The sequence below is a fragment of the Pseudomonas sp. NBRC 111119 genome (genome assembly GCF_001320125.1).
Lineage (GTDB): Bacteria > Pseudomonadota > Gammaproteobacteria > Pseudomonadales > Pseudomonadaceae > Aquipseudomonas > Aquipseudomonas parafulva.
Genome location: NZ_BCAV01000105.1, coordinates 1 through 689, shown reverse-complemented (window position 1 = coordinate 689; position 689 = coordinate 1). Strand labels below are relative to the sequence as shown.

Here is a 689-nt window from a genome sequence, read left to right as displayed (position 1 = left end):
CAGGGGAGATCGGTACAGATCTATCACGCTTCCCGTCCTCACAGCACTTCTGCTCTTGGTTGGGACTGGCTCCCCCTACCCGAATTTCCGGCGGTCATCGACTGGCAGGTGGTGGGCCCAAAATAGTCAATCGAGCAGCGCAAGCACTCAAGCAGGCTGCATCCAATGCCCGTAACGACAAGGGTTTCATTGGCGCATCGCACCGAGCCAGACTGACTCGAATGGATACCAGCTGCGCCATCAAAGCCACTGCGCATCAGTTGGCACGTCTGGTGTACAACCTGTTAACCAAGAAGCAGGCTTATGTTGAACAAGGTCTTGAGGAGTTCGAAGCCAGAAGCCAAGACCGGCAGGTCCGGGCTTTGCTTCGCAAAGCCCGGAAACTGGGGTATCAACTGGTGGCCGCTTGAGTGCTTAGAAAACAATGGGTTGCATTTTGTTTGATGAGAGATCACCCAGCCCTTCCGGGCTGCGCTGTCGCACAGCAAACAGGATGCGCATGACGTCAGATCTGCACTGACATCGAGATCTAGAAAAGCATTCGCCGACTGATCCGGGTAGGTCAGCCGCCGAATACTTTGCTATGGTTCCCAATGCGCGGGAAAGAGGCCGTAGACCGCACTGGTGTGCTGCTTTGCTCCCGAATGAGAGAGTGGCCCAAATGGCATCGGCGTTAATCCCTGTCGGCA

Annotated in this window: 1 protein-coding gene; it reads left to right on the top strand. The window is 55.6% G+C overall.

Annotation, left to right across the window (positions count from 1 at the left end):
- Positions 1-410 (top strand): transposase (locus APH25_RS24760; RefSeq protein ID WP_156333297.1); only part of this gene is annotated, 410 nt, incomplete at its 5' end.
- Between the last annotated feature and the right edge of the window lie 279 nt (positions 411-689).